Annotated in this window: 23 protein-coding genes; 16 read left to right on the top strand and 7 right to left on the bottom strand. The window is 55.0% G+C overall.

Annotation, left to right across the window (positions count from 1 at the left end):
• The first annotated feature begins 23 nt into the window (after positions 1 to 23).
• The 5 genes from L1249_RS08700 to yidD are packed head-to-tail and all read left to right on the top strand — an operon-like array spanning position 24 to position 3,825.
• Entirely contained in the window at positions 24 to 1,547 is a 1,524-nt protein-coding gene (locus L1249_RS08700; RefSeq protein WP_044629109.1) for an inactive transglutaminase family protein, read from the top strand.
• The gene (locus L1249_RS08695; protein WP_044629110.1) at positions 1,544 to 2,542 is read left to right on the top strand and encodes an alpha-L-glutamate ligase-like protein; all 999 of its coding nucleotides are present in this window, start codon (positions 1,544 to 1,546) and stop codon (positions 2,540 to 2,542) included. The genes L1249_RS08700 and L1249_RS08695 overlap by 4 nt, the downstream gene beginning before the upstream one ends.
• A gap of 31 nt (positions 2,543 to 2,573) precedes the next feature.
• A complete protein-coding gene (locus L1249_RS08690) occupies positions 2,574 to 3,023 on the top strand; it encodes a transcriptional repressor (protein ID WP_044629111.1) in 450 nt (149 codons plus the stop codon).
• Entirely contained in the window at positions 3,023 to 3,496 is a 474-nt protein-coding gene (gene hisI / locus L1249_RS08685) for a phosphoribosyl-AMP cyclohydrolase (RefSeq protein WP_044629112.1), read from the top strand. Before L1249_RS08690 ends, hisI begins: the two co-directional genes overlap by 1 nt.
• A gap of 53 nt (positions 3,497 to 3,549) precedes the next feature.
• Positions 3,550 to 3,825, top strand: coding sequence for a membrane protein insertion efficiency factor YidD (gene yidD, locus L1249_RS08680; RefSeq protein ID WP_044629169.1), 276 nt, complete (start codon positions 3,550 to 3,552; stop codon positions 3,823 to 3,825).
• A gap of 3 nt (positions 3,826 to 3,828) precedes the next feature.
• Here the strand turns inward: yidD and L1249_RS08675 are convergent, their stop codons facing one another.
• Positions 3,829 to 4,245 carry a SufE family protein gene (locus tag L1249_RS08675; protein ID WP_044629113.1) on the bottom strand — a complete coding sequence of 139 codons (417 nt, stop codon included), beginning with the start codon at positions 4,243 to 4,245 and terminating at the stop codon, positions 3,829 to 3,831.
• Positions 4,246 to 4,283: 38 nt separating this feature from the next.
• Entirely contained in the window at positions 4,284 to 5,432 is a 1,149-nt protein-coding gene (locus L1249_RS08670; RefSeq protein WP_228168442.1) for a tyrosine-type recombinase/integrase, read from the bottom strand.
• 193 nt (positions 5,433 to 5,625) lie between these two features.
• On the opposite strand from L1249_RS08670, the gene L1249_RS08665 reads away from it, so the two are divergent.
• A complete protein-coding gene (locus L1249_RS08665; protein WP_044629114.1) occupies positions 5,626 to 6,669 on the top strand; it encodes a DNA-binding protein in 1,044 nt (347 codons plus the stop codon).
• Between the two features lie 56 nt (positions 6,670 to 6,725).
• On the opposite strand, the gene L1249_RS08660 is transcribed toward L1249_RS08665, so the two are convergent.
• Both L1249_RS08660 and nfuA read right to left on the bottom strand, forming a co-directional pair.
• Positions 6,726 to 8,417: a BCCT family transporter gene (locus L1249_RS08660; protein WP_268825186.1), complete on the bottom strand. Its 1,692-nt coding sequence runs from the start codon at positions 8,415 to 8,417 to the stop codon at positions 6,726 to 6,728.
• 169 nt (positions 8,418 to 8,586) lie between these two features.
• Positions 8,587 to 9,192 (bottom strand): Fe-S biogenesis protein NfuA, encoded by a 606-nt coding sequence (gene nfuA, locus L1249_RS08655; protein WP_054645091.1) that lies wholly within the window; start codon positions 9,190 to 9,192, stop codon positions 8,587 to 8,589.
• A gap of 271 nt (positions 9,193 to 9,463) precedes the next feature.
• Between nfuA and metH the strand changes: the two genes are divergently transcribed.
• From metH to L1249_RS08635, 4 genes are all read left to right on the top strand, one after another.
• A complete protein-coding gene (gene metH, locus L1249_RS08650; RefSeq protein ID WP_172416150.1) occupies positions 9,464 to 13,159 on the top strand; it encodes a methionine synthase in 3,696 nt (1,231 codons plus the stop codon).
• Between the two features lie 13 nt (positions 13,160 to 13,172).
• Complete coding sequence (locus L1249_RS08645; protein ID WP_172416151.1) at positions 13,173 to 14,510, top strand: MATE family efflux transporter; 1,338 nt, start codon at positions 13,173 to 13,175, stop codon at positions 14,508 to 14,510.
• Between the two features lie 120 nt (positions 14,511 to 14,630).
• Positions 14,631 to 16,289 (top strand): nitrite/sulfite reductase, encoded by a 1,659-nt coding sequence (locus L1249_RS08640; RefSeq protein WP_058577932.1) that lies wholly within the window; start codon positions 14,631 to 14,633, stop codon positions 16,287 to 16,289.
• Positions 16,276 to 16,818 carry a DUF934 domain-containing protein gene (locus tag L1249_RS08635; RefSeq protein ID WP_089674461.1) on the top strand — a complete coding sequence of 181 codons (543 nt, stop codon included), beginning with the start codon at positions 16,276 to 16,278 and terminating at the stop codon, positions 16,816 to 16,818. The genes L1249_RS08640 and L1249_RS08635 overlap by 14 nt, the downstream gene beginning before the upstream one ends.
• 57 nt (positions 16,819 to 16,875) lie before the next feature.
• Here the strand turns inward: L1249_RS08635 and smrA are convergent, their stop codons facing one another.
• On the bottom strand, positions 16,876 to 17,466 hold the full coding sequence (smrA, locus tag L1249_RS08630) for a DNA endonuclease SmrA (protein WP_044629121.1): 591 nt from the start codon (positions 17,464 to 17,466) through the stop codon (positions 16,876 to 16,878).
• Between the two features lie 147 nt (positions 17,467 to 17,613).
• Here smrA and L1249_RS08625 point away from each other — a divergent pair, with 147 nt between their 5' ends.
• The 3 genes from L1249_RS08625 to L1249_RS08615 are packed head-to-tail and all read left to right on the top strand — an operon-like array spanning position 17,614 to position 19,167.
• Positions 17,614 to 18,090 carry a gamma-glutamylcyclotransferase family protein gene (locus L1249_RS08625; RefSeq protein ID WP_172416152.1) on the top strand — a complete coding sequence of 159 codons (477 nt, stop codon included), beginning with the start codon at positions 17,614 to 17,616 and terminating at the stop codon, positions 18,088 to 18,090.
• Between the two features lie 58 nt (positions 18,091 to 18,148).
• Positions 18,149 to 18,775 carry an NAD(P)H:quinone oxidoreductase gene (gene wrbA / locus L1249_RS08620; protein WP_172416153.1) on the top strand — a complete coding sequence of 209 codons (627 nt, stop codon included), beginning with the start codon at positions 18,149 to 18,151 and terminating at the stop codon, positions 18,773 to 18,775.
• A complete protein-coding gene (locus tag L1249_RS08615) occupies positions 18,772 to 19,167 on the top strand; it encodes a DUF2069 domain-containing protein (protein WP_058577928.1) in 396 nt (131 codons plus the stop codon). The genes wrbA and L1249_RS08615 overlap by 4 nt, the downstream gene beginning before the upstream one ends.
• Positions 19,168 to 19,173: 6 nt before the next feature.
• On the opposite strand, the gene L1249_RS08610 is transcribed toward L1249_RS08615, so the two are convergent.
• Positions 19,174 to 19,860 (bottom strand): cytochrome b/b6 domain-containing protein, encoded by a 687-nt coding sequence (locus tag L1249_RS08610; protein WP_058577927.1) that lies wholly within the window; start codon positions 19,858 to 19,860, stop codon positions 19,174 to 19,176.
• Between the two features lie 196 nt (positions 19,861 to 20,056).
• On the opposite strand from L1249_RS08610, the gene pdxH reads away from it, so the two are divergent.
• Positions 20,057 to 20,701, top strand: a complete 645-nt coding sequence (gene pdxH / locus L1249_RS08605) for a pyridoxamine 5'-phosphate oxidase (protein WP_044629125.1) — start codon at positions 20,057 to 20,059, stop codon at positions 20,699 to 20,701.
• 77 nt (positions 20,702 to 20,778) lie between these two features.
• Here the strand turns inward: pdxH and L1249_RS08600 are convergent, their stop codons facing one another.
• On the bottom strand, positions 20,779 to 23,526 hold the full coding sequence (locus tag L1249_RS08600; RefSeq protein WP_089674463.1) for a bifunctional acetate--CoA ligase family protein/GNAT family N-acetyltransferase: 2,748 nt from the start codon (positions 23,524 to 23,526) through the stop codon (positions 20,779 to 20,781).
• Positions 23,527 to 23,632: 106 nt separating this feature from the next.
• Here L1249_RS08600 and L1249_RS08595 point away from each other — a divergent pair, with 106 nt between their 5' ends.
• Positions 23,633 to 24,574 (top strand): histone deacetylase family protein, encoded by a 942-nt coding sequence (locus tag L1249_RS08595; RefSeq protein WP_089674465.1) that lies wholly within the window; start codon positions 23,633 to 23,635, stop codon positions 24,572 to 24,574.
• Between the two features lie 69 nt (positions 24,575 to 24,643).
• Positions 24,644 to 25,276, top strand: a complete 633-nt coding sequence (locus L1249_RS08590) for a helix-turn-helix domain-containing protein (RefSeq protein ID WP_044629172.1) — start codon at positions 24,644 to 24,646, stop codon at positions 25,274 to 25,276.
• Positions 25,277 to 25,280 lie beyond the last annotated feature (4 nt).

The raw sequence follows: 25,280 nt of genomic DNA, 5'->3' as shown, positions 1-25,280 counted from the left end.
GCTTTACGCTGAAAGGAATCACCATGTCACGGTTGCCATTTTATTTTATCGTTGGATTGCTGCTGCTGGTTGGTATCGTCGCCAGCGTGCATCGCCATTTGCAGTTTGAGATTCCCTGGTTTCCAGGCGAGCAGCGTCAAGTATGGGAGATTGAAGCGGTTATTAACTTCAACGCTCAAAATGGCCCGGTACAGGTCGATCTAGCGCTGCCATCCCACCAGGCAGGATTCCGTGTATTGACCGAAAACACGGCATCTTCTGGCTATGGGCTGGCTTACCTGGCAGATGAGCTGGGTCGGCGGGCGCAGTGGACCATCCGTGAAGCGGTGGGCAGCCAGCAGCTCTATTACTCCGTTCAGATGCTGGTATCACCTGACTCTCGCGCTCCCATACAAACGCCGCCCGGCATCCCTGCTGTTACTCCCTGGGAAAGCCCCTACGATACGGCCGCTAGCCAGCTAATTGATCGTGCTTGGGATCGTAGCGCCAATAACGCTACGTTTGCCCGCGAGTTAATTCTCGATATTAATGGAGAGCGTCAGGGAGAAAATGCGCGCCTGCTGCTAACCCAAATGCAACCGTCAGCTCTGATTGTGCGCTTGCTGAATCAAGCAGGCGTGCAGGCCAGAGAAGTAAGCGGCTTACTGCTGGAAGATGGTCGTCGCCGTCAAACCCTCAGTAGTTGGATTCAGGTGTTTGACCAAACTGCCGAAGAGTGGACGCTGTTTAACCCAGCGACCGGCGAACAGGGTCAACCCGAGAACTTGCTATTATGGGAAACTGGCGGTCGTGCGGTGCTTGAGGTTCAAGGTGGCACGAATTCCCGTGTTTCCTTCTCAATGCTAACCCACTACCAGCCTGCTTCGGCGGCGGTGCGTAACCACTACTCCGACGACACGCTGCTAAACTTCTCGATTCACAGCCTGCCGCTGGAAGAGCAGGCGCTATTCCAGACGATCCTGTTGATCCCGATCGGTGCGCTAGTGGTTGTATTCCTGCGCGTACTTGTGGGTGTGAAAACGTCAGGGACCTTTATGCCTGTACTGATTGCTCTGGCGTTTATTCAAACCAGCCTACTGACCGGTTTGATTGGTTTCCTGCTCATCGTGGCGGTTGGCTTAATTATCCGTAACTATCTCTCGTACCTCAATTTGCTCTTAGTCGCGAGGGTCTCGGCGGTCATTATTACGGTCATTGCCATCATCTCGATCTTTACCGTGCTGGCGTACCGCATGGGCTTGAGCGCCGGGTTAACGGTGACGTTCTTCCCGATGATCATCTTGGCGTGGACCATTGAGCGGATGTCGATCCTTTGGGAAGAAGAAGGTCCCAAACAGGTATTGGTACAGGGCGGGGGCAGCCTGCTAACAGCGGTGCTGGCATTCCTTGCAATGAATAACCCGTGGGTACGCCACATCACCTTCAACTTCCTGGGTGTGCAGCTCATCTTGATGGCCTTTATTCTGCTATTGGGTAATTACACGGGCTATCGCCTGCTGGAACTTCGTCGTTTCAAACCCATTACCGAAGATGAGAAGCCTTCATGAGCTGGCTAAAAAACTGGACGTGGCCGACCCGCCTTCGGGATAAAGGCATTGTGGGTATGAACCGGCGTAATATTCGTTATATTGGCCGGTACAATGCGCGCCGGTTATATCCTCTAGTGGATGACAAGCTCAAAACAAAGCTACTGGCTCAGCAGTATGGCATTACCACGCCCGAACTCATCGGTACGGTGACGACACAGTTTGGCGTTAAGCATATGAGGGACATGCTTGACGGCCATCAGGGCTTTGTTGTCAAGCCGGCCAAAGGGAGTGGTGGTAAGGGTATTCTTGTTATTGAAAAGGTAGAAAATGGCCTTTTCTACAAACCCAGTGGTACCAGCCTGACGATGGAAGACATTGAGCGACACGTCTCAAACCTTCTCTCGGGCCTTTATTCATTAGGCGGCTCGCCCGATGTAGCGGTCATTGAAACGCTGATTAACTTTGATGAAAGCCTACTTGAGTACACCTACGAGGGTGTTCCTGACATTCGCGTGATTGTCTTTAAAGGCTATCCGGTGATGGCCATGATGCGCCTCTCCACGGCGGCATCCGATGGCAAAGCTAACCTTCACCAAGGGGCTGTCGGGGTTGGCTTGAATATCGCCACTGGAGCAGCGCTACGGGGTGTGCAGTTTGACCGCCCTTGCTATAGCCACCCCGATACGGGGCATGACCTGGCAAGCCTTGTCGTGCCCCAGTGGGAAACTCTCCTTCACCTGGCGGCAGGCTGCTACGAGATGACCGGCCTTGGCTACCTGGGGACCGATATGGTGTTGGACCGTAAACACGGGCCAATGCTACTGGAGCTCAACGCCCGCCCCGGCTTGGCAATTCAAATGACCAACGGTGAGGGACTACGTCGCCGGCTGGACTTGATTGAGCGTCAGCCTGATAACGTGCCGGTGGCTAAGCGCGTAGCGTTCGCCCAGCACCATTTTGCGCGTAAAAGCGAGCTGGTCGATAACCCTGACACACCCTCGGCAACGGCGTAGACTACACGCGAGACGTTCAACGAGTTATCTAATGACTGAAGCGAATACGCTATTGCAGCAAGCAGAATCTCAGTGTCACACGCGGGGCGTTCGGTTTACCCCGATACGCCGCCGGGTACTTGAGCTTATCGCAGAAAACGGTGGCGGCCTCAAAGCATATGATCTGCTGGATCAGCTCTCCACTGAGCATGCCGCTGCCCGCCCGCCTACTGTCTATCGCGCGCTGGAATTTCTGATCGAACAGGGGCTGGTGCATCGCATTGAATCACAAAATGCCTATGTGGCTTGCGCATGCCCAGAGCACGCCCATGGCTTCCAGCTACTTATCTGTCGCCAGTGCGGCTACGTCGAAGAGCTGCACCTTGATGAAATTAGCGATCAGCTTGCCGCCCTTGCCCAGCGCCAAGGCTTCAACGTTGAGCGCCAAACGATTGAGCTTCAGGGCTTATGTCAAGCATGCCGATCCGTGAGTAATGCCTAATGTCCCAATTTGATGAACTCGCCCCTCAACAGCTTTTTAAGGCGTTAGAGTCAGCGACCACAACAACCTCCCTGCCCAAGCTTGCAACGCTACTAGATGCCGTTCGCTTTAATGAAGACGGCCTGATTCCCGCCATTGCCCAGCAACATGATACGGGCGAAGTACTGATGATGGCGTGGATGAACCGAGAAGCCCTGGAAGAGACGCTAACAACGCAGCGAGTTTGCTACTTCTCACGCTCGCGCCAAAAGCTATGGCGCAAAGGTGAGACATCTGGCCAGCAACAGCACCTTAAAAGCGCAGCGCTAGATTGCGATGGGGATACGCTGCTGGTTAAGGTGGAGCAAACTGGTCCCGCGTGCCATACCGGCCGTCGCAGCTGCTTTTATGTGTCGCTCGGTGCAGACAGCGCCAAGATTACCAGCGAGCCATTGATTGACCCGGCCACGCTATACGGCAAAAAAGCGCCGTGAAAAATTGGCTGTTCGCCATTAAACAGTTTTTTCTAAAGCTGCTAACAGCAGTGATGGTAGGCTGTATTCGTGTATACCAATACACCATCAGCCCACTGCTTGGCCCTCGCTGCCGTTTCTGGCCAAGCTGCTCTTCCTATACCATCGAGGCCATCCAGGTGCACGGTCCTTTCAAAGGCGGCTGGATGGCTGCCAAACGCATCGTGAAATGCCATCCAGGTAGCCCAGGCGGCATGGATCCGGTGCCCGGTGGGCGCAGCGAAGCGCTCTGCCGTGAAGATGACGACCGCCCTGCTGAGCGTTGCCGCTCAACCTCCTGCCGCCACTAACGTTTATCCTTGCTTAGCCACCTGATAGATACGCTCTAACATGGCGTGCAGGCCGTTACTGCGCGTGGGTGAAAGGTGCTTATCAAGCCCGAGATCTTTCAAAAAATGCGGCTCGGTCTGATTGATCTCTTCGGCTGTGCGCTCACTGTAGATACGCAGCAACACGGCAATTAGCCCTGATACGATGGCAGCATCCGATGTAGCCTTGAACACCAGTTTGTCGCCTGCCTGTTCATGGCACATCCACACGTTGGATTGGCAGCCTTGGATTTTATATTCTTCCGTGCGACGCTCCTCCGGAAAGTCAGGCAGCTGCTTTCCCATATCAATAATGTACTGATAACGGTCCATCCAGTTATCAAACATCTCAAACTCTTCGACCAGCTCCTGTTGGGCTAGCTCTGCGCCTGAAGTTGCCATGGCGTATCCTTTGCGTTGATGAATCACAGTCGCGGCTATTATAACGTTTCAGCCCCTGCTTTTGGGGGCGTTTTCAAGCGGTGGCGCTGCTGCTCTTGATGCCACTCATCGGCTTCGGTGTGCAAATAACGGCTGGTGGTATCTAGCTTGGCATGGCGAGCGCTTTCCGCTAAGTAACGCAGGCTAACGCCGGATTGGGCTTGATGAGTGATCGCCGTATGCCTCAGCCAGTGAGGCGTTGCTCGGCGAAGCGCATTCACATACGCAGGCTTACCGCCCTCCTCTTCTAGCACATCAGCGGCCTTGGCAAAGGTTTCCTTAATCAATCGGTAAAGCTGGTTATCGCTAATGCCTCGGCGTTTATCCAGCGCACGAATGATTGGCGCTGGCTCGTGGTAGCTTGGCAGTGCCTTTAGCCCTAGCGCTGCCCGCCATGTTTTCAAACTCTCCAGCATGTCATCAGGCACCGGTATACGAGCCTGTTTACTACCCTTGCCTATCACACTCCACCACCAGCGCCCCTCCACCTCATGAAAGTCATCCATTTGGGCGCTGGCCATCTCACTAATACGTGGAGCCAATAAATAGGCAAAGCTAAAGATGAAACGTCGACGCGCATCCTCGTAAATGAGGCGAGCATCGTTACTGCTCAAAGGCTGGTTTAACCACTGCCAAAACCAGGCCCACAGCGGTTGCTCCAGATAGCGCTCTACGGCCTGCGACTGATTATTCATCCGTCGTGCTTTGTCGCGCATCAGCACAAAGGGGTTATGCCCAACCCACCCTGCCTCTACCAGCCAGCTAAATAAGCCCTGAAGAATAATCAAGCTCTGCCGGCGACTAGTGGGCGACAGTCCGTTTCTAAATGGCCGCCACTCAGGATGCTCCCTTGGTTTTGAAGGCCCCACCCACGCTGCCCGCGGCTGAGGGTCTTCTAGAAAAGCTTCAAACTGGCGCAGCGCCTCGCGGTTCATATCACATAAGCCTTTCCCTTGGCTGGCAAGCCAAAGCAGCAGTCTCTCCGCTTCTCGGCGGTAGCTTTTTAGCGTTTGCGGGCTGTCACGGTACTCCGCCAGCCATAGCCACACGGCTTGGTAGTCATTTTCCGCCTCGATTCGCGGGTACTGAGTAGACGCGAGGACAGATTGGCTTGTTGGCCAGTGCTCCTCCTCTATCAGGCTTGGCATTTCAGCGCTCTCTTCGTCGTTATTCAATGGGTTAAGTGTGGCGCTACGCCTTATAAAATTCAAGATAATGGGCGTAATCTTGAATCTATACACTATAAGATAAATAATATTACGTTTTATGTATTACGTAATTATTGTGTTTTTCAGACACAACCACGACAATAGCGCTCTCTAACTGCAAAGGATGACGACCATGGCACGCAGCGGAATTCAGTACAGTGACGTCCAGCACGCGATTGATACGCTGCTGGCCCGCGGGGACACACCCAGCGTGCAGCGCATCCGAGAAGTGCTCGGCACCGGTAGTTTTACGACCATCAGTGAGCATTTCCGCTTATGGCGTACCGAGCGTGAGCAGAACCGGGATGTACCGCCCCCCAAAGGCGTGCCTGAAGTAGTCGTTAATGTCGCCAGCGAGCTATGGCGCGAGGCCCAAGACGCCGCTAACCAAGCGCTGGTTCACTACCGTGAAGATGCCAATCGCCAAGTAGAAAGTGCTCAACAGGCAGCTGCCGAGGCTCGACAGCAGGCGGCAAACGCCGAGCAGCGTGAAAGCGCACTGGCTGCTCACTTTCGCCAGACTGAAGAGCGCCTTGAAACGCTTAATCGAGAGCTGGCAGAGAGCCAAGCCAATGAGCGCCACTGGCAGCAACAAGCAGAAAAGCTCCACCAGGAAGCTGCCCAACACCGCCATCAGCTAGACCAAACCCAGCAAGCGTTAAAAGAAGCGCAAACGCATTACAGTGAAAAGCTCGAAGAGCAGCAGAGGAGTTGGGAGCAGCGCTTAGCCCAAGAAGAGCAGCGCAACGAGGCATCAGAAGGAAAGTTGATGGCGCTATTGGATACGTTACGACAAGAACGCGCCCAGGAAGAGAGAGCGTTGCAGAAGCGCCTACAGCAGTGGGAGCAACGAGCAGATGCGCTGAGCCATGAGCTGAAGCAAAAAAATGACGCTCTTCAGGGTTATCAGCAAGAGTGTAGCTTGCTCAAGCAGCGCATCACCGAGCTTGAGCGCCAAAACGGTGAGCTGCATACCCATCGCAGCACGCTCGAAGAGTCGCTAGAGAAAGCGCACAAAGCACTGGAAACTCAGCGGCAGCAAACGCGAGACAGTGAGCACTGGCAAGAGCAGCTATGGCAGCGCATGGCTTCCTTGCAAGCGCAGCTGGCAGACCTGCCCAGCACGTTCGCCAGTAGCAGTGACGACACACCAGAGACAAAAAAGCCATCCCGATAACGGGATGGCCAATAGTGGTTAGGGCATTAAAAGATTAGGAGTAGCTGTCCAGTCGGTTAAGACTTACTGGGCTCACCGCTCTGCTCATCGGGTAACTCCCAAGTGCCCTTTTCGGTCCATGGATCGTTTTCCGGAAACTCTTCGATATTGATTTCTGGCTCATCGTAGTCGGGCTGGAAGCGCAAATCGTAGTGCGCCGCCCTAACCATAGAAACCATCAGCAACATGGAAATCAACAGCAGCGGCACACCGCTCACAATGCTAGCGGTCTGTAGTGTTTGCAGCCCTCCTAAGAACAGCAGAGACATTGGCAGCAGGGACAGCGTGAAGGCCCAAAACAGGCGGTGCCACCGCGCTGGCTCTTTATCGAGCTTCTTTTCTGCGGCAGAAGAGAGAATGTAGGCAATCGAATCAAAGGTAGTGGCAGTGAAAATAGACAGCAGAATCACCACTGCTAACGTCACCAGCCAAGAGAGCGGCAGTTGGCTCAGCACCGCATAAAAGGCCGCATTAGCTGACTGATCGTTCATCACCTGGATAACGTCCAGCGTGCCTGAAAGCTGTAGGTAAAGGCCATAGTTGCCCAGGATGATGAAAAACAGCGCGCAGCCCAGTGAGCCAAAGAAAATTGATCCGGCCACCATGGTTTTGATGCGGCGCCCTTTCGAAATGCGCGCAATAAACAGACCCACGGTTGGCGCAAATACCAACCACCAAGCCCAATAAAAAATCGTCCAGGATTGATGGAAACCGGTGTCTTCGAAGCCATTCAGATCACCGAAAGGCTCTGTCCACGTCGCCATTTGAACCAGGTTGCTGAGCATTAAGCCGATGGAGTTTAGGCCAGTATCCAAAATAAAGACGGTAGGCCCCATCACCAAGACAAACAGCAGCACAGCTAAACCAAGCCACATGTTGATGTCAGACAGCATCTCGATGCCGCCCTTCAAACCGCGCCATGCACTTACCGCAAAGATCGCCGTAGTGCCTACCAGTACCGCAATTTGGCTGGTGGCATTAGGGGTGAAGGAGAACAGACCACCCAGCCCTTCATTGATCAGCGGTACCAGAATACCTAGCGACGTTGCGCCGCCGCCCAGCATGCCAAAAATAAATAGAATATCAATGATGTTGCCCAGCCAGCTTCTAGCCAGCTTCTCACCTAGCGCTGGGCGAATGGCTTCACTGATGCGCAGCACTTTATGTTTACGCACGTGCAGGAAGTAAGCCATGGGCAGTGCGGGTACAAGGTAGATCGACCAAGCAATAGGGCCCCAGTGGAACATACCGTAAGTCGCTGCCCATGCGGTTGCCTCCTCAGAGAAAGGCTCCACATGAAAAGGAGGGCTCTGCAGGTAGTACATCCACTCGACCATACCCCAGAACACAACCGCCCCGCCGATGCCTGCTGCGAACAACATCGCGCCCCAGGAGAGCAGCGAAAACTCCGGCTCGGCGTCTACATCGCCCAGTTTGATTTGCCCTATATCGCTAAACACGATGTAGAACATAAAGCCCAGCGAAGCGACGCCCATGGCGAGATAGAGCACGCCAAAGTTAGTGGTCACGAAGCTTTGCGCTGCCATCACCCAGACGCGGCCCATCTCTGGAAACAGTATGAGCGGAAGCGTCACTGCAAGTAGCAGGCCCAAAGACCCAAAAAAGATAGGTTTATGGATATTAGAAAACACAGATGGGCGTTTAATAGCCGTCTCTCCATGGCACTTTGTTGGGAATTCTCTTGCCATAACGGCTTAGAGAATAGCTTTACAATAGTGTTACATGGAATAAACGTTGACTGCCAGCAGCGGCTTCTATCGTCGATCGTTTTTGCATATAAAAGCGCACCACAAAAAAGCCCAGCAGAGTGACCTGCTGGGCTTTTGCGACGCTAGCTTAAAGTATCTGAATGATGCTTTAGCGGTAATAAGCGTTTGTCGTGTCGGTATGGTCAGTCACATCACGGATGCCTGCCAGTTCGGGGATACGATCCATCAGCGTTTTCTCTACGCCATCTTTAAGCGTGAGATCCACCGCTGCGCACCCCTGACAACCGCCGCCGAACGCTAGAATCGCCACGCGGTCTTCTGTCAGCTCGACGAGCTTAATCTCGCCACCGTGAGCCGCCAGCCCAGGATTGATTTCACTGTAGAGCGTATAGTTGATACGGTCTTCCAGCGGGCTGTCTGCATTCACCTTGGGCATTTTAGCGTTGGGTGCTTTAATCGTCAGCTGTCCGCCCATACGGTCGGCATTAAAGTCGACAACCGCTTCCTCTAAAAACGCCAAGCTGTTTTTGTCGAGAAATACACCAATTTTCTCAAGCTCAAGCTTAACGTCGGTGGGCTCTTCTTCCCCAGGACGGCAATAGGCTAAGCAGGTTTCTGCATAGGGCGTGCCGGGCTGAGTAATGAAGATACGGACAGCGATGCCTTCAACGTTCTGCTTTTCCAGCAGTTCCGCTAAGTAGTCTTGTGCGCTGTCGGTAATGTTAATGCCGGGCGCTTCGATAGTCGTGGTCATAAGGGATGTTATCCTCCCGTGGTAGTGGCAGTACCACTTCACATGTCATTTATGCCTATGGTAAGCAAAACCGCGTGCCGACACAATCCCGAGTGTTTTAGTCGGCTATTGCTCTCGCCTATGAGTCCGGCTAATAAGGATTCTGCAATAACTTCACGCCCACGCTTGCTGCCCTATGGGGCGCCCTTTGGTATGATAGCCGCCGCTCAACTAATGACGACGACGATAAAAATATCCTTTCTGACTGAGACGCTGGAGATTTCCCCCTGCCATGGCTGCTAGTGATTTGACTGCTTCCCTCACCCAACGCCTTGCCCAACGCATCCTGATTCTGGATGGCGGCATGGGCACCATGCTGCAGAATGCCCAGCTCAGCGAGGATGATTTCCGCGGTGAACGTTTCCGCGATTGGCCGTCGGATTTAAAAGGTAACAATGACCTACTAGCGCTGACCTGCCCGGATGTCGTCGCGCGTATTCACCGCGATTATTTGGAAGCTGGCGCGGATATCCTGGAAACCAACACGTTTAACAGCACCCGGTTATCCCAGGCCGACTATGGCATGGAAGACCTGGTGCCCGAGCTTAACCGTGAATCGGCACGCTTGGCACGCGAAGTATGCGATGCGGTTGCCGCCGAGACCGATATCCCACGTTACGTGGCCGGGGTGCTAGGCCCAACGTCACGCACGGCATCACTCTCTCCAGACGTTAACGACCCCGCAAAACGTAACGTGACGTTTGATGAGCTGCGGGAAAACTACTACGAAGCCGCTAATGCGCTGATCGAAGGTGGTGCCGATCTCATCATGATCGAAACTATCTTTGACACACTCAATGCTAAAGCCGCGATTTATGCGCTTGAAGAGCTATTTGAGGATCTTGGCCGCCGCCTTCCGGTGATGATCTCCGGCACGATTACCGATGCCTCCGGGCGCACGCTTTCCGGGCAAACCACAGAGGCCTTCTGGAACTCCGTGCGTCATGCCAACCCGCTCTCTGTGGGTTTGAACTGTGCGTTGGGTGCTGAAGAGCTCCGACCCTATTTAGAAGAGCTCTCCACCAAAGCCGATACGTTTGTGTCTGCTCACCCCAATGCGGGCTTGCCCAATGAGTTTGGTGAGTACGACCAAACACCTGAAGAGATGGCCGCCATTGTCAGCGAGTTTGCCCAGAGCGGTTTAGTCAACATTATTGGGGGCTGCTGCGGGTCAACGCCTGAACATATTCGCGCTATTGCCGATGCCGTGCGCCCTATGGCGCCCCGCCAAATACCGGAGCGCAGCAAAGCGTGCCGCCTGTCGGGTCTCGAGCCGTTCAACATCGAAGCCGACTCGCTGTTTGTTAACGTTGGTGAACGTACCAACGTGACCGGGTCGGCACGTTTTAAGCGCTTGATCGTTGAAGAAGATTTCACCACGGCGCTGGAAGTGGCCCTAGAGCAGGTTGAGAACGGCGCGCAAATTATCGACATCAACATGGATGAGGGCATGTTGGAGTCGAAGGAAGCCATGGTACGCTTCCTGAACTTGATTGCGGGCGAGCCGGACATTGCCCGCGTGCCTATCATGATCGACTCCTCAAAGTGGGACATCATCGAAGCGGGCCTGAAGTGCGTTCAGGGCAAGGCCGTTGTTAACTCTATCTCTCTGAAAGAGGGTGAAGCCGCCTTCCGCGAGCAGGCCACGAAATGTCGCCGCTTCGGTGCCGCCATTGTTGTTATGGCCTTTGACGAAGAGGGCCAGGCCGATACCTTTGCCCGCAAAACTGAAATCTGCGAGCGCGCTTACCGGCTGTTAGTGGACGAAATTGGCTTCCCGCCGGAAGACATCATCTTCGACCCGAATATTTTCGCCATCGCCACGGGTATCGAAGAGCACAACAACTACGCCGTCGATTTTATCGAAGCCACCCAGTGGATTCGTGAGCACCTGCCCCATGCCATGATTTCCGGCGGTGTTTCCAACGTGTCGTTCTCGTTCCGGGGTAACAACCCTGTTCGCGAAGCGATCCATTCGGTGTTCCTCTACCACGCCATTCGTGCAGGCCTCACCATGGGCATCGTCAACGCGGGTCAGCTCGCAGTCTATGATGACCTGCCCACCGAGCTGCGTGAAGCCGTCGAAGACGTCGTGCTCAATCGCCGCAGCGACGGCACCGAGCGATTGCTGGAGATCGCCGATCAGTACAAGGGCGACGGCAGCGGCGCCGCCAAGAAAGAGGATCTCGAGTGGCGCAGTTGGCCGGTCAACAAGCGTATCGAGCATGCGCTGGTGAAAGGGGTCACCGCATACATCGAAGAGGATACCGAGGAAGCCCGAGCCCAGGCGGCCCGTCCTATCGAGGTGATCGAAGGCCCGCTGATGGACGGCATGAACGTGGTGGGCGACCTGTTTGGCGCTGGCAAAATGTTTCTGCCCCAGGTGGTCAAGTCGGCTCGCGTTATGAAACAGGCCGTGGCCTACCTGATTCCCTATATCGAAGCGGAAAAGAGCGAAGACACCCAGGCCAAAGGCAAAATTGTCATGGCTACCGTCAAGGGTGATGTACACGACATCGGTAAAAATATCGTCGGTGTCGTGCTGCAGTGTAATAACTACGAAGTGATTGACCTTGGCGTGATGGTGCCCACCGAAAAAATCCTCCAGGCAGCCATTGAACACAAAGCCGACATCATCGGCCTTTCCGGGCTGATCACCCCGTCGCTGGATGAGATGGTGCACGTGGCCAAAGAGATGCAGCGCCGCGGTATGAACCTGCCGCTGCTGATTGGCGGTGCCACCACCTCAAAAGCGCACACGGCAGTTAAAATCGAACCGCAGTACGAGCACCCCGTTATTTACGTGACGGATGCTTCCCGTGCGGTAGGCGTGGCCGGTAAGTTGCTAGCCCCCAATTTGAAGTCGGCCTACGTGGCCGAGATCCGTGAAGAGTACGAAAAAGTACGCGAGCGCAACGCCAAACGCCGCCCCAAAGCGGCAGACCTGGATTACACCCAGGCGCGTAAACGACGCTTCCGCACCGACTGGGCGAACCATACGCCTGCCAAGCCGAATACCTTGGGCCTGATGACCTTCGACGATTACGACCTGGAAGAACTGGTTGAGCGTATCGACTGGACCCCCTTCTTCATGAGTTGGCAGCTTGCCGGGAAGTACCCAAAAATCCTCAATGACGAAGTGGTGGGCGAAGCCGCCCAGAGCCTGTTTGCCGATGCACAAGTGATGCTGCGCAAATTGATCGATGAACAGCGCGTGCATGCCCGCGGGGTCATTGGTTTATGGCCCGCCAACAGCGTGGATGACGACGTGATCGAGGTCTACGCCGATGAGAGTCGCACCAAGGTTATCGAGCGTTTGCACCACATCCGTCAGCAAACCACTAAAGGCCGTGACGGTATCTGCTACAGCCTGGCTGATTTCATCGCCCCCAAAGAGAGCGGCAAACCCGACTGGATTGGGGGCTTTGCGGTGACCACCGGGCATGGCGTGGATGAACTCTCCAAGGCCTACGAGGCCGCCGGTGACGATTACAACGCCATCATGGTACAGGCGCTGACCGATCGGCTAGCCGAAGCCTTTGCCGAGCGCATGCACGAGCGGGTGCGTAAAGAGTTTTGGGGCTACGTGCCCGAAGAGGCGCTGGATAACGATGCGCTGATTGCCGAGAAATATCAGGGTATTCGCCCTGCCCCCGGCTATCCTGCGTGCCCTGACCATACTGAAAAAGCGACGTTGTTCCGCCTGTTAAACGCCACGGAGAATACTGGCCTGACGCTCACGGAAAACTTTGCCATGTGGCCAGCGGCCGCCGTGTCGGGCTGGTACTTTGCGCACCCCCAGTCGAAGTACTTCTCTACCGGCAAAATTACTCGCGACCAAGTCGAAGCGCTGGCTGAGCGTAAGCAGATGCCGCTGGAGGAGATGGAGCGCTGGCTATCGCCGATACTCTCTTACGACCCTAGCTAAACCAGTCTAGCGTATGTCGCCGGTGGTTCGTCGTCAGGGAAAGGTCATGCGCTTGGCCTTCCCCATTATGTTGGGCATGCTCTCCCAGAGCGTGCTCAACCTTATTGATGCTGCTCTGGTAAGTCACTTAGGCAAGGAAGCACTGGCGGGGGTCGGTATCGGCGGCTATGCCATGTTTATGATGACGGCACTGGTTTTCGGGCTCTCCTCCAGCGTGCAGTCGCAAACCGCCCATGCTTCAGGTGCTGAAAAAGCCTGCACTGCCCAGCCGCTTCGCTCTGGCTTAATGATTGGCTTAGCTATTGGTGTGCCGCTCTCTTGCCTTGCTTGGTGGCAAACGCCCGCCCTCATTCAACTGATGGCACCTTCGGATGCAGTGACTCAGATCGCCCTTGAGTACTTCCGCTGGCGCGTTGTAGCGCTCACGGTGATTGCACTGACTCTTTGCCTGCGCGGCTACTGGAATGGATTGCAACAAACGCACCTTTATCTGCGTATTATCGTGTTCGTGCATGTTGTGAACGTCGCCCTCAGCGCGGCGCTGATTTACGGTGTTGGATGGTTACCAGCATTAGGCGTGAACGGCGCCGCTATCGGCACCACTCTGTCGCTTCTGCTCGGGTTATTCATCTGGGCTGTCATTACGTGGCGGCAAAGCCCCCCGCTTTCTCGCCTCTTGCCTTCATGGCATGGCGTGAAGGTTACTCTGAAGCTCGCGCTTCCCCACTCGTTACAGCAGTTATGGTTTGCCGCAGGCTACATGGTGCTGTTTTGGCTGCTGGGCCAGTTGGGTACATCCAGCGTGGCCGTGGGCCATGTGCTGGTGAATTTATCTCTCTTACTGATTTTGCCAGGGGTCGGCGTTGGCGTGGCCGCTATGAGCCTTGTAGGCGAGGCCCTAGGCCGTGACGATCAGCAGGCCGCCCACCGCTGGGGCATTGACGCCTTAAGTGTTGCCGGTATGCTGCTGACTGTTTTAGCGTTACCCATGCTTGTTATACCCGAGCCCATTTTAAGCATCTTCTTTACCGATGAGTCGCTGGTGCAGCTGGGGAGACTGTCCCTGCAAATCACCGGCTTGATGATTGTGCTTGATGCTGCCGCGCTGGTGCTGGCGCAGGCATTAATGGGCGCAGGTGCGCAGCGTACCGTCATGCTGCTGACGCTGGGCATGCAGTGGCTACTCTTTTTGCCGCTGGCCTGGTGGGTGGGCATTTGGCTTGGCTACGGCCTTGCCGGTGTATGGTTGACGCAGCTATTTTACCGGTTGCTCAACTCCAGCAGCTTTTTGTGGGTATGGCAGCGACGCCGCTGGCTAGCCCACGGCTTTAAAATTGAAGCTTCTAAATAGCATTTAACGATAAAAAGATAATTATATATTCTTTTGTAGAATATGACGCCCGCGTTAAGGTGACGGCACATTACCGTCCGTCTCGACGTGACCATTTCGCTTTTAGCAGGATCGTGCCCCATGTACCGTTATGATATTCACGACCAAACGCTGGTTGACGAGCGCGTAGCTCAGTTCCGCGATCAGATGGAACGCTACCAAGCTGGACGTTTGGGAGAAGAAGAGTTTCGCCCGCTACGGCTGCAAAACGGCCTGTATATTCAAAAGCACGCGCCGATGCTGCGCATTGCCATCCCTTACGGGATGCTAGCAGGCGCCCAACTGCGTGCACTGGCCGATATCACCCGCCGCTACGACCGCGGCTACGGTCATTTTACGACGCGCCAAAACCTGCAGCTCAACTGGCCTGCGCTGGAAGACGTGCCAGATATCTTAGCTGAGCTGGCCAAAGTACAGATGCACGCTATTCAAACCAGCGGCAACTGCATTCGTAACACCACTAGCGACCAGTTTGCTGGTATTGCCAACGATGAAGTGGAAGACCCACGCCCCTGGTGCGAGCTTATTCGTCAATGGTCGACCCTACACCCAGAGTTCGCCTACCTGCCACGCAAATTCAAAATTGCCGTGAGCGGTGCTGCCCAAGATCGCGCGGCTATTCAAGTGCACGATATTGGCTTGCGCCTGTGGCGCAACGATGACGGCGAGCTGCGCATTAAAGTGCTGGCCGGTGGTGGTCTGGGCCGCACGCCCATGATTGGCGATGTGGTGCGCGAAGACCTGCCCTGGCAGCACCTGCTGACGTATCTTGAAGCCTGCGTACGGGTTTACAACCAGTTCGGCCGCCGGGACAACAAGTTCAAGGCGCGCATTAAGATATTGGTGAAAGCGCTAGGCATTGAAGAATTCCGCCGCCGGGTTGATGAAGAGTGGGCCTACCTGAAAGATGGCCCGCAGACCCTTAACCAAGCAGCGGTCGAGGCAGCCAAGGTACACTTCCCTGAACCCGACCGTCGCCCGGTAGCAGCGAGCGCCACGGAAGCTTTCGACAAGCTACGCAGTGAAAACCGCAGCTTTGCGCGCTTTGTGACCAATAACGTGACCGACCACAAAGTGCCGGGCTACAAAGCCGTCACGCTGTCGCTGAAGCGCCGTGAGCACGCACCGGGGGATGTCACCGCCGACCAGATGGAAGCCGTTGCTGATTTGGCTGACCGCTACAGCTTTGGTGAAGTGCGTGTTACTCACGAGCAGAACTTGGTGCTATCAGATGTGCCGGTTGACGAGCTAGAAGCGCTGTGGAAAGAGCTGGATGCGCTCGGCATGGCCAACCCCACTGTTGGCACGCTGAACGACATCATCTGCTGCCCCGGTGGCGACTACTGCGCCCTTGCCAATGCGGTCTCTATTCCAATTGCCCAGGCGCTTCAAGAGCGGTTTGAAGACTTAGATTTCCTCTATGACCTTGGCCCGCTGGACCTGAACATTTCAGGTTGCATGAACGCCTGTGGTCACCACCACGTCGGCCACATTGGTATTTTGGGGGTCGATAAGAAAGGCGAAGAGTACTACCAAATCTCGATTGGCGGTAACTCCACCGATGATGCCTCGCTGGGTAAAATCTTGGGCCCCTCTTTCTTCCGTGAAGACGTGCCGGGCGTGGTTGAGAAAGTGCTGGAAGTCTACGTGGCCGAGCGTCACGAAGATGAGCGTTTCTTGGATACTTATCGCCGCATTGGCCTAAAACCCTTTAAGGAGCGTGTTTATGCCCAGCAATGACACCCAAACCGAAGTGGTTGAACAAACCCCGGTTCATGTAGATCATTTAATTGAAAACGGTAAGCTGGCCGCTGAAAACGCCTGGTGTGTCTCATACGATGCCGAGGCGCTACCCGAGCAGCGCCCTGCGTTTGTTCCACTGGCGCTATGGCAGGCGAACCAGGACGATAACGAACTCGCCCCTCTGCTCACGAGTGACACTGAACTCACTACCGAGCTTGGCAGCACGTTGAAAGGCGCTTCTGCCATTGCTGTAGACTTTCCGGCATTCACCGATGGTCGCGGCTACACCATCGCTCGCCTGCTGCGCGAGCGTTATGGCTATACAGGCGAAATTCGTGCGGTTGGCGATGTGCTAGTGGATCAGTTGGATTACATGCGCCGCTGTGGTTTCTCCGCCATGGCACTGCGTGATGACCAGCATCCAGAGGATGCCCTTCGCGCTCTGAACGCCTTTAGCGTACGTTACCAAACCGACGTTGAAGAGCGCCAAGCGCTATTTGAAAAGCGTTTAACGGCTAGCCATTAAACCGCTCTACTGCACTACAAACGCCGACAGGGGCCAGCCCTTGTCGGCGTTTTTGGTTTAACCACGCCGTTTCTGCTGGCGCTCGCGATTATTGGCTTTGGCGCGATCACTTTTACGCAGCATCACCCAGGTTGCGCCTAATCCTCCTTCGGAGGGCTGAGCCGATACATAGGCTTGCACCTCATCAAACTGAGTGAGCCACTTGGCAATATAAGAGCGCAGTACGTTGGCCGGGCTATCCAGCTCCCGCCCACGGCCGTGAACGATTAATACCGAGCGCAGGTCGTGCGCATAGGCCTCTTGGATGAAGGGAAACAGCATTCGCCGGCACTCTGCCAGCGGGCGCCGTAGCATGTGTAGTTGCGCCTGCACACTGTAGCCACCGTGCTTTAATTTATCGACGACCCCTTGTTGAATACCCTCTCGGCGAAACTCAATAGGATCAAACGGGGGCAGCAGATCAACAAAGTCGTCGGATAAAAAATTACGCTCATCTAAGCGCTCTGCAGCGCTTTCACGTCTGGCCAGCTGGGCTTCTGAGGGCCGCTGACGTTGGGGGCCTGTGTCTGCACGGTTACGCTGGGGAAGTGGCTTCACATCGCCAACGAGTGCGCGGAAATCCATCTCATCACGAAGTGACTGGCTCATAACAGGCTCCTCCGATAGGGTCCGATGCTTAGTCTAATGCCTAAGCGACGATGCTTATCGTAGCAAAATCACCGACACTGCTTAAGACTTGTCTTACGGCGGTCAGTTCTTCACCCTAGATAGCCATTCGTTGCCTAGGACATCAGCATGATTTGGTTAAAGCGGTTAGTGGTAGTCTCGCTACTCTGCCTAATGGGAGTGGCCACTTGGCTATGGTTGACCATGCTTAGCCCATGGTTCTACGAACGCCCGGAAGAGCTGCCGGACATCGAACAGCGCACGCACCAGGTCTTTGTTTATGGCACGCTACGTTACTTGCCCATTCGATGGGTGGTGATGGGCACCTCAGGCTCGCCTAAGCCTGCGCGCCTAGACGGATTTGAACGCCAAGGGCTGGATCTTTCCCGCAACGCAGATAGTCATGTCGATGGCCTACTGCTGACCGTTTCGCCCGAGGCCTTGCAGCGGCTGGACCGCTACGAGCGGCTGGGCATTCGCTATGAACGCGTTGAACAGACACTCGCGGATGGTAGTACTGCCTGGGTATACGTGCGACTCCCCATGGTAAGTGAGCTCGACATCCACCCTCCTGCCCACCGGATAGCTCTGGTAACATACGACTAGTTTTTTGTGGCCGTAGAGTCCCACCGACGGTCGCCACCCCTACTGTTTAGGACACGCCATGAGTGAAGTCACGCCGTACGTATTAATTCTGTATTACTCCCGTTCAGGAGCCACTGCAGACATGGCACGCCAACTAGCTGCGGGCGTTGAAAGCATCCCTGGTATTGAGGCGCGCTTGCGCACCGTGCCAGCAGTGTCACCAACCTGTGAAGCGGTGGATCCAGAGATCCCAGAGGAAGGGGCTGTTTATGCAGACCTGGATGACTTGCGCCACTGCAGCGCGCTAGCGTTAGGTAGTCCGACACGGTTTGGCAATATGGCAGCACCGTTAAAGTATTTTCTCGACACCACCAGTAGCCTCTGGATGAACGGTGCGTTAATTGATAAACCCGCCAGCGCCTTCACCTCCACGTCCAGCTTGCATGGCGGCCAAGAAAGCACGCTATTGACGATGCTGGTACCGCTACTCCATCACGGCATGGTGTATGCGGGCATTCCCTACAGTGAAACCGAGCTGCTGAACACTCAGCACGGCGGCACGCCTTACGGGGCTAGCCATGTGGCAGGGGCGCGCAGTGATCGCCCGGTAGACGAGCACGAACGGGCTCTGTGCAAGGCACAAGGTAAACGGCTCGCGAAACTAGCGCTGGCAATGCACAAGATGCGCCTGGAGGAAGCACCATGAGGCAGTGGTTAGAGGGGCTTGAGGAGAAACACGGGCTCGATAAATTAACCCGACAAGCACGACAGTTAGTAATCATCAGCTTTGTGCTGCTACTAGTGCTAGTGATTTATCGAGGCTTCTTTGTACAGGGCGATACGTTTAACTGGCGGCCAGTCGTGGCGTTTGTGCTTCCACTGGTACTGTTCTTGCCGTCTATTATTGGCCAGCGGGCTCGTGGGCACGCCTGGCTTGCGTTCGTTAGCCTACTCTACTTTACCCAAGGCGTTATGTTAGCCACGCTGCCGGGGCAAGGCATGCGCGGCGTGCTGGAGGCCTTAGTAGCCCTGGCGCTGTTTACGGGCTGCATGGGCTATGCGCGCTTTCGCAGCCGCCAGCAGCGCCTTAACGGCTAGCCACTGCTAATAAAACCAGAGCCAGCCACTCACGCCTGCTGCTACCAGCAACGCGCCAATCGCATAGCGCTTTTGTGCACGGTAAGCGGCAGGCTTTTCATCGGCTGGCACGTTTGAAAAACGCTTCACACCCGTCAGCATAGCGGGCACTAAGCGCTCGCCCTGCAGTGTATGCCAAACCAAACCCACCAGATGTAAACCAATCAATATCAGCAACAGGTCGCTATTCAACGAATGCAGCCGGGCTAGCACATCACCTACTGCAGGGCCCAAAAGCCCATAAAGCGGCGCCTGAAAGAAAATATCGTCGCTCAGAAATAGTCCGCTGAGCGCTTGAAAACCCAGTGACACTAGTAGTAGCACCACCATCCACCCGCCTACCGGGTTATGGCTTGCATAGTGCGATGCACGCCGTGTCATCAGCGCTTTGGCGTACCCGGCCGTCTTCTTCGGGCCGTATAAAAAAGTGCTAAACCGAGCGTAGGGCGAGCCTACCAACCCCCAAATAAAACGAAATACCAACAGGCCAATAATGATGTAGCCTGACTGAGCATGCACTTCGATAGGAAATAAAAACGGTTGCCCCGTGGTTTTGGTGGTGTAAAACGAAATTACCACCGCCGCCAACAGGGACCAGTGAAACAAACGAATTAACTTATCCCATACGGCTATGCGTGTCGTGCGACTCTGCATCAAGCTATCCTCTAACGTTATACTGGTAGAGTTTCTCATTTATTGCTGTTTTCTCATAGAACGATTCAGCGCGCCTGCTAACGCTTTGCTACTGCTCTTATCGTTTGCAACCACAAACCGAACAACACTTGAGCTTTATCGGTAGACCAGCGAACATGACAATAATGCAACTTATCACTGCAAGGGAGCTTCACCGATGACACGAAAAATTGCCGACGTCAGGCGTGACTATGAGGGTGGGCGTTTAGAAGAAGCGCAAACCCCAGATAACCCGTTTGTCATGTTTGATGAGTGGTTCAGCTTAGCGCTGGAAAGCGAAGGCAAGGATGGCAATGCCATGACCCTCGCCACGGTGGACAGCCAGGGTCGTCCTCATGCACGCGTTGTGCTGCTTAAGGGATTCGATGAGCAGGGCATGGTGTTTTTCACCAACTACCATAGCTATAAAGGTAGCGAGTTAAACAACGTGCCTTATGCTGCCTTGACGTTCTGGTGGCCCTCCTTATCACGCCAAGTACGCATCGAAGGCCCAGTGGAGCAAGTGTCTGCAGAAGAGTCAGACGAGTATTTTGCCAGCCGCCCGCGCGGCAGCCAGTTAGGGGCTTGGATCGCAACCCAAAGCGTGGTCATTCCAGATCGCAACTGGATTGAGGAGCGTCAAAAGCGCTTTGAACAGGCTTACGAAGGCCAGGATATTCCGCGCCCTATCCATTGGGGCGGCTACCGAGTAAATCCTGAAATGATCGAGTTTTGGCAAGGGCAACCCAGCCGTTTGCACGACCGCCTGCGCTATGAGCGCCGTGATGGCGGTGAGTGGAGCCGGTTCCGTTTAGCGCCCTAATCATCTAGCGCGACATGTCATTCAACAAATGGCCTGCCGGTATTCCAGCAGACCATTTGTTTGAGTGTGGCTTAGGCTTAATCCGGCTGGCTCTCCAAGCGGTGCCGTTGCCACTCGCTGTCGGGTTCGTTTAGCCGTAACACTGCATCAATCACCTGCTCTTCCATGTTGTACCGACAGCGGAAGCCAAGGTGCTTCATCAGTGCCCGCATCGGGTGGTTATCCACCATGATCTTGCCGATCATTTCGAGCGTGCCGATGCTGGTGCAGTAGTCGATCATCTTCTTCATCAGCAGGCTGCCAATGCCCAGCCCCTGAAGATCATCCCGAATGATAATAGAGAACTCAGTGCGGATATTGTCTGGATCATTCCAAACCCTCACCACTCCCAGCATCTCCTTACTGCCATCATCGTGCTGATGCTCGGCAATAAATGCCATTTGCCGGTCATAGTTGATATGCGACAGGATGGAGAGGTCCCGCTGGGTAAGGTTCGACTTGTTGTGGAAGTAGCGAAAACGAATGCTCTCTTCCGATAGCTGGCGGTGGAAGGTAGTAATGAGCGGAGCATCCTCGGCGCGAATAGGCCGCACCTCCACCTGCCAGCCGTTATTGAGTGTGACCCACTCCCTGAGCTCTTCCGGGTAAGGCATGATCGCAAAGCGTGCGGGGTGCCCCAAATCCATCGCAAAATCGACTGCCAGCATGCCGTCACGGTTTAGCAGCAGCGGGTTGAGCTCCAAACCACGCAGATCCGTCAGGTCAGAGGCCATTTGTGACAGCTTAACCAGCAGTTGGCAAAGGTGCTGAATATCTCGCTCGGGGTCGGCAGAGTGCTCACGAATCAATGACGCCGCATGAGTGCGGCCCACTACATCTGAGGCGAGGCTCATATTGAGCGGCGGCAGCGCCACTTGGCGGTCGGCAAGTACGTTAACCTTGTAACCGCCAATACCGAAGACGATCAGCGGCCCAAACACGGGGTCTCGCGTGATGCCTGCACAAATTTGCATAGAGTGTTTGCCACGCTGCATGGGCTGTAAGCAGTACTCACGAATGGCGTGTTCGGGAAATTTCTCTTGTACTTTATCGCCTAACCGCCGCACGCCCTCAGCGACTTGCTCCGGCGTTTCCAAGTCTTGCAGCAGCCCAGCGGAAATTTTATGCGGGTGCTTGCGATAGCGATAAGGCCGGCAGTTACCCTCATGAACCACTTTCAGCGCCTTGGGTCCCGGAAAGCGCTCGGCGACCACCAAAGCCTCTTCTGGCGAGTGCACATAGGCGCTGGTGGCGGTAGGAATGCCGTAAGCCTCCAACACTTGTGCGGTTTCAGAGTGGGTGAGTGTCTGCCTGCCCTGCTCTTTTGCTTGCTTGATCAGTGCCCGGCATTCTGCACGTATTTCCGGGCTGGTAGAAAACGGCAGGCTGGGGGGAATTTCATGCAGCAGCGCCTGCACACGCTGGTAATCCACCATGTGCATAAACGCCTTCACTGCCTTTTCAGGCGAGGTATAGGTAGGAATCCCTGCCAGGTTGCAGACATGGCGAGCATTTAGCGCTTCTTTCAAGCCCATCCAGCTAGTGAGTAAATTACGCTTAAAGGTTTTACGGTGATCGATCAGCGCTTGGGCGGTGACCTGGGAAGGCGCTAACCTCGTGGGGGCATGCACTACCAGCACGGCATCCACATTAGGGTCAGCGGTGACGATTTGCAGCGCCTCCACAAAGCGCTCTGGCGTCGCGTTACCGCCTAAGTCCACAGGGTTTTCACCCGGCTTACTCATATCCACTTGGCTTTTATGCAGCGCCGCCTGGGTGTCTGGGCTGAACTCAGCGAGCTTGCCACCCGCGCTAATCAGCTTATCGATGGCCAGCATGGCAGGCCCAAGCCCGTTGGAAACAATCGCCAAACGGTCGCCGTGTAGTGGCTTCATGCGTGATAGCGTCTCCAGCGCATCGAGCATTTCATCCGAATCGTTTACCCGAACCACGCCTGCACGGGCGAAAGCAGCATCGAACACCACGTCGCGATTGGCGATTCCCGGTGTAGGGGGCATGCTGGAAATATCCGACTGCGGCGTGCGGCCACTTTTGATCGCCACCACCAAACGGTTACGGGAAGCATCCCGTACGGAGGTCATAAAGTGCTGGGCATCCGTTACCCGCTCCAGATGCAATAAGATGGCCTGAGCAGGGGAAAACTGGTTCACATAGTCGATCAAATCAGGCAGCAGGACATCAACGCTGTCCCCTACGGTAATCAAATGGGAGAAGCCAACATCGCGACCCGCTGCCCAGTCGATCATCGCGTTGGCCAGCATCCCTGACTGGCCTAGGTAGGCGACCCTGCCGGCTTTAACCGGCTGGCTGGCGTAGGAGGCATTGAGCTTTTTGCCGGGCACAATCAGCCCCATACACTCCGGACCAAGCACACGAATGCCTGACTCCCGGGCAGCTTGCAGCATGCGTTGGCGAATAGAGCCTTTATTGTCCTCATCACGGTCAAGGTAGACTCCACCAGAGAGCACCAAAGCTGCTTTTACGCCAAACTTTCCGAGCTTTTTAATCAGTTTGGGGACGCCTTCAATAGGCGAACACACTACTGCAAGGTCTGGCACTTCGGGCAGCTCATCAACCGTACGCACACAGTCAACGCCAAACACCGTCTCGTAGCCCCTCAGGTTAACGGCCCAGAGCTTACCTCTAAAACCACCCTCTTGAAGGTTGCCCAAAACCAAACCACCCAAGGACTCAGGCTTTTCAGAGGCACCGAACACGGCTGCCGAACGAGGTTCGAAAAAATGATGCAAAAAACGTGTGCTCACGAATGTACCTCCCCTGGAGTGAATGACTACTGTGTACGACTTATTGACACTGTCGCGCAAGTCCTCGTGGCGATTAAGGTAGCTTTATTGTTATCGGAGCGCTTGCATGATCACTGCCTACCTTACCCACCCCGACTGCGCATTGCACCACATGGGGCCAGAGCACCCTGAAAGCCCACTGCGGCTGGAGGCAATTCGTGCGCGCCTATCACTCTCTGGGCTATTGCAGCAAACCATGCAAGCCGATGCGAAAGAAGCCTGCGATGAGGCCTTGGCAAGAGTACACCCCCTTCGCCACCTAAATGCGCTGGAAAAGTGCCTTCCCAAAGAGGGGATTGTCACGCTGGACAGCGACACCATGATGAACCCAGATAGCCTAAAAGCCGCCCGGGTGGCCGCTGGCGCAGTCGTTCGTGGTGTAGATCAGGTTTTCAAGCGTCAAGCAGATAACGTTTTTTGCGCCGTTCGTCCGCCTGGGCACCATGCAGAAGCTGCGGATGCGATGGGCTTCTGCTTTTACAACAACATTGCCGTGGGAGCCGCTCACGCAAAGGCCAAATACGGTGCTAAGCGCATCGCCATTCTCGATTTTGATGTGCATCAATGTAACGGCACTATCGATATTTTTAAAAATGATCCCGAAGTACTGATTTGCACTAGCTTTCAATACCCCTTCTACCCGTGGCGTTACCTGCGCAGCGAATCGCAGAACGTAGTGAACACGCCGCTAGAAGTAGGCACGGCAAGTCAGGAGTACCGTCGCGTGATAGAGCATCAGTGGCTGCCCGCGCTGCACGCATTCAAACCCGACCTGGTGATGCTATCGGCAGGTTTTGATGCCCATAAAGATGACCCTATGGGCGACATCTGCCTAGAGGATGAAGATTTCTACTGGGTAACACACTTGGCTATGGAAATCGCGGCGCTCTACGCCGATAACCGAGTCGTGTCTGTGTTGGAGGGTGGCTACAACCCCACGTCATTGGCTAGCGGTGCCGAAGCACACCTGAAAGCGCTCTTGGGCCTGCCTTTCACCAATGTTCCCTAGCCGCACCCGCAGTTAGGGAGCTGTGGTACTATGCAGCCACCATGTTGCCCTCCATTCTACGTGACCGTTATGACCGCCACTTCTGAAGAGCACGCAGCGCTGCGCATCGCGTCAGGGCGCAAACCCTTTGTCGAGCCGTTACGCCTGGGCGAGCGCCTCAAGCAGATTCGCCTTGCCAATCAGTGGACGCTGGAAGATGTGAGCCAGCGCACCGGCATTGCCCGCTCCACGCTCTCCAAAATCGAGAACGATCAGGTGTCGCCGACGTTTAGCGTGGTGCAGAAACTGATTAGTGGTCTCAATATCGACCTGCCCCAGCTCTTTACGCCACCAAAGCGCGAACGCTACACCATGGGTAGGCGCGATCTCACGCGGAAAGGAAAAGGGCAGTTGCACCCTACTCCCACCTACGAGCATGAGCTGCTAGGCCATCAGCTCGCCCAAAAGCGCATGATCCCGTTCAAAACCATCGTACGGGCGCGTAGTTTCGAAGAGTATCACCAGTGGGTGCGTCACGATGGCGAAGAGTTTTTGATGGTGCTGCACGGCGACATCATGCTCTATACAGAGTTCTATGCGCCGCTGGTACTGGCCGAGGGCGACAGCATCTACTTCGATAGTGACATGGGCCACGCCCTAGTCTCTACCAGCCAAGACGATGCTGTCGTGCTATCGGTGTGTACCCGAGGGGATTTGGTTTAGCGCT

The organism is Halomonas sp. Cn5-12 (assembly GCF_021532545.1).
In the GTDB taxonomy this organism is placed as follows: domain Bacteria; phylum Pseudomonadota; class Gammaproteobacteria; order Pseudomonadales; family Halomonadaceae; genus Vreelandella; species Vreelandella aquamarina.
The sequence above is the reverse complement of the archived record's forward strand: the minus strand, read 5'-3'. Positions and strand labels throughout refer to the sequence as shown.